Origin of the sequence: Haloferax profundi (assembly GCF_001469865.1) — an archaeon.
Classification (GTDB): Archaea; Halobacteriota; Halobacteria; order Halobacteriales; family Haloferacaceae; genus Haloferax; species Haloferax profundi.
The window spans coordinates 1-3,590 of sequence record NZ_LOPV01000023.1; the positions used below are offsets into that span (position 1 = coordinate 1).

Genomic DNA, 3,590 nt, shown 5'->3' on the forward strand with positions numbered 1-3,590 from the left:
GGCCTCGTCGTCGGACCCGTCGTCGAACTCGACTTCGAACACCTCCTTCGCCGCGGGCGGTGCCTCCCGGAAGCGACGTTCGAGTTCCGCCCGGTCGGCGGGAGAGACGCCGGTTCGCTCGGTCCACGGGTCGAATTCGAGCGTGAGTTTCGCGGTTTCGACTGTTTCGACCGAGAGACCGGCGTCTTCGAACCACGCGCGCCACTGCGAGACTGGATACAGTTCGACGTGCGTCGGGTCGCGGAGGCGTTCGACCCCGTTGAGGAACGCCGCGAGTTCGTCGTCGTCGGGCGCGACGTTGTCTTCGAACGCGAGGACGCCGCCGGGTTCGAGGACGCGGGCGACTTCGGCGACGAACGCCTCCGGGTCGGGGAAGTGGTGGGCGGCGATTCGGCACGCCGCAGCGTCGAACGACTCGTCCGCGAACGGGAGACGCTCGGCGTCGGCGACGACGCCGGTGACGGGGTACTCGCGGACCGCGGTGGCGACCATCTGTGGTGCCGCGTCGGTGGCGACGACGCTCGGGACACCCGCTTCGTCGATTGCACCTGCTGTGTGGCCAGCACCCGTCGCGATGTCAAGTGCGCGGGTCGCATCGCGACACCACGCCGCGAGTGTCTCCCGGTCGTCACCGAGACGGTGAACCTCGCTCTCGAAGTACGACTCGGCGGCGTCACCGAAGTGGGCGGCAGTCCGGCGCTTGTCGTCGCTCATAGCCGACGGTTCGGTCAGAAGTGAGATAAAGCAGGCCGGCGGCGCGCCGCGTGAGTCGGCACACCGTCCGAGTCATTCTATCCGGCGGCGTCATTCTATCCGGCGGCGTCATTCTATCCGGCGGCGTCATTCTATTCGGCGTCGCATCCTATTCGGCGTCGACGTAGTCGGGTCGCTCCGCGTACGGAATCGGGTCACGTTCGCCGAGGTTCTGGAACGCCTGCAACCGGAACGCGCACGAGTCACAGGTGCCGCAGGCGGGTTCCTCGGCGCGGTAGCACGACCACGTGTGTTCGAACGGGACACCGAGTTCGAGGCCGCGTCGGGCGATATCGGTCTTCGAGTCGTGGACGAACGGCACTTCGAGCGAGATGTGGGTGTCGGGCTTCGTCCCGACTTTGACCATCGCCTCGAACGCCTCGAAGAACTCGGGCCGACAGTCGGGATAGCCCGAGTAGTCTTCCGAGTGCGCGCCGACGAAGACGGCGTCACAGTCGTTGGCTTCGGCGTACGAGACGGCCATCGACAGGAGGTTCGCGTTCCGGAAGGGGACGTACGAGGATGGAATCTCGTCTGCGTCCATGTCGGCGTCTTCGACGGCCATCGAGTCGTCCGTGAGCGACGACGCGCCGATTTGCTTCAGGTGACTCGTCTCGATGTGGAGGAAGTCACGGGCGTCGAGTTCGTCGGCGAGGGCGCGGGCGCACTCGTACTCTTTCGACTCGGTCTTCTGGCCGTAGGAGGTGTGGAGTGCGTATATCTCGTAGCCACGCTCCTTCGCTTCGAAGGCAGTCGTCGCACTGTCCATACCGCCGGAGAGGAGGACGACGGCGCGTCTCTCGTCGGGTGCGGTGTCGTCGGAAGATGCGTCGGTAGGTGCGTCGTCAGTAGATTCGTCGTTTGTAGATGTCTCGTCGGTCATCGTGATGGGTGAGAGTTCAGTCAGGGATACTCAGGTTTCGGGTGCGTCGTTCCAGAGGTCGACGTGCAGGCGAGGCGTGTAGCGATACCCGAACTCGGCCGCGAGGTCGGCAACGTCGGTTCGGGTTCGAGCGAGGGCGTCGCGGGTCTGCCCTTCGGGCATGAGAAGCACGTCGCTGTCACGGACCTCACGACTCGTCACGCCGCGTATGTCGTCGACCAGTGATTCGATTTCGGGCAGGTCGTCACGGCCGGTGACGACGAACTTCAACTGGAAGTCGTCGGCGTGGTCGACCAGCGAGGCGAGCGAATCGAGGTCGATGCGGGCCGACTCGTGTTTGTCCGTCCAGACACCGGGGTCAGTGTCTGTCGGCGCATTTTCCGGGGTCGGTGTCGATGACGCGAGTTTGGGGCTGATGCTCGCTAAGTCGACTGGGGCGTCGGTTTCGAGCGTCCCGTTCGTCTCGACGGTGAGGTGGTACTCGTCGGCGAGTTCGGACAGGAGCGTCGCCGTCTCGTCGTGGACGAGGGGTTCGCCGCCGGTGACGACGACGTGTTCGGGTGCGAGTGCGTCGACTTCGGCGACGACTTCTTCGACACCCATCCACGCGTGGGTCGGTTCCCACGAGGTGTGGTACGAGTCACAGAACCAACACCGGAGGTTGCACCCACTCGTCCTGACGAACGTACTCGGGACGCCGGCGAGTTTTCCCTCGCCTTGCAGCGACGCGAACAGTTCGTTGATAGGGAGTCGGTCCCCGTCGGCGTCGGTGTCGGGTCGCGAAACCGAATCGGAGACTGGCATCAGAATCCTGCACAGAGTTCCGCCGTCTCGCTGACTTCGACCGAGATATCGGAGACGGTGTCGGGAAGCGCTGTTTCGAGTTTCGCTTCGAGGACGACGGCCATCACCTCGGCCGTCGGTGGCGCGTCGAGGACGACCATCCCGTCGGCGTCACCCGACAACTCGAACGCGTCGACGAGTGGGTCGCCGTCTTCGACGAGGAATCGGTGGTCCCACTCGTCGATGACGTCGGTCACGACGCCTTTGTCCACGACCCAACCCTCGTCGGTGAGTTCGCCGACGACACGGACCGCGATTTCGTAGTTGTGGCCGTGTGGGCGACTACACTTGCCGTCGTGGTGGAGGAGGCGATGGCCGGCGCTGATGCGGATTGGCCGGTCGCGACCGATGTGCAAGACACGTTCGCCCGCCCGCGCAAGTGAGTCCGCTGCCTCGTCAGCAGACTGTCGTGTTTGTTTGAGTGTTCCCTGGGGCATACCCAGAGATTATTTGCAGACTACTTAATCTCGCTGTCTCGGCGTCGTCACTCGAATCTGGTTCGCGTCGGGTGGGGTGGCCGAACCCGTCGCTCACTCACGAAGAAGACGGACGGGAGTGCCTGCTCTGGAACGTTCCCTACTCGGACTGGTTCGCTATCGCTTCACGCCACGAGTCTGGGACGCGAGTCGGTGTTCCGGACTCGTCCATCGCGACTTGAATCGTCTTTCCGGTTGCGACGACGTCACCCTCGTAGGAGAGTTCGTAGAAGAGTGGGAAACTCTTCCCACCGGGTTCGCCCGCCTCGACTTCGACTTCGACGGTTCCGATACCCTCGATGGGTGCTCGGTAGTCGAGTTCGAGGTGCGCGACGACGATGTCGAGTTCGGGGAGAGGAACGTCGAGTACCGACTCGAAGTACTCGACACGCGCTTGCTCACAGTACGTCGCGTAGACGGCGTTGTTGACGTGCCCGAAGGAGTCGTGGTCACGGAATCGAACGGCAATTTCGGCGACGACAGTCATTGGACTGCGGGACACGGGCGAAGGATATAGCCCCGGCGGTTCGTCGTGACCGTTCTCGTCCGTTAGTTGGCCGTCGAGACGGACAGGTCGGGTGTTGGGACACGGCGTCCGTGAAGTGCGACGACCCGCCAGACGTTCGAACGCGACC

5 protein-coding genes are annotated in these 3,590 nt (G+C 64.0%); all 5 read right to left on the minus strand.

Annotation, left to right across the window (positions count from 1 at the left end; translation table 11 throughout):
• On the minus strand, window positions 1-714 hold a 714-nt coding region (locus AUR66_RS01485), incomplete at its 3' end, for a class I SAM-dependent methyltransferase (protein ID WP_058570765.1).
• Between the two features lie 148 nt (window positions 715-862).
• Window positions 863-1,636 (minus strand): 7-cyano-7-deazaguanine synthase QueC, encoded by a 774-nt coding sequence (queC, locus tag AUR66_RS01490; protein WP_082682087.1) that lies wholly within the window; start codon window positions 1,634-1,636, stop codon window positions 863-865.
• A gap of 30 nt (window positions 1,637-1,666) precedes the next feature.
• On the minus strand, window positions 1,667-2,440 hold the full coding sequence (locus AUR66_RS01495; protein ID WP_058570762.1) for a 7-carboxy-7-deazaguanine synthase QueE: 774 nt from the start codon (window positions 2,438-2,440) through the stop codon (window positions 1,667-1,669).
• On the minus strand, window positions 2,440-2,916 hold the full coding sequence (locus AUR66_RS01500; RefSeq protein ID WP_058570763.1) for a 6-pyruvoyl trahydropterin synthase family protein: 477 nt from the start codon (window positions 2,914-2,916) through the stop codon (window positions 2,440-2,442). The genes AUR66_RS01495 and AUR66_RS01500 overlap by 1 nt, the downstream gene beginning before the upstream one ends.
• Window positions 2,917-3,055: 139 nt before the next feature.
• Window positions 3,056-3,442: an acyl-CoA thioesterase gene (locus tag AUR66_RS01505; protein WP_058570764.1), complete on the minus strand. Its 387-nt coding sequence runs from the start codon at window positions 3,440-3,442 to the stop codon at window positions 3,056-3,058.
• Between the last annotated feature and the right edge of the window lie 148 nt (window positions 3,443-3,590).

Coding starts and splice junctions, on each gene's coding strand:
- queC (WP_082682087.1), bottom strand. CDS start 1,636: ATGACCGACGAGACATCTACAAACGACGAATCTACTGACGACGCACCT.
- AUR66_RS01495 (WP_058570762.1), bottom strand. CDS start 2,440: ATGCCAGTCTCCGATTCGGTTTCGCGACCCGACACCGACGCCGACGGG.
- AUR66_RS01500 (WP_058570763.1), bottom strand. CDS start 2,916: ATGCCCCAGGGAACACTCAAACAAACACGACAGTCTGCTGACGAGGCA.
- AUR66_RS01505 (WP_058570764.1), bottom strand. CDS start 3,442: ATGACTGTCGTCGCCGAAATTGCCGTTCGATTCCGTGACCACGACTCC.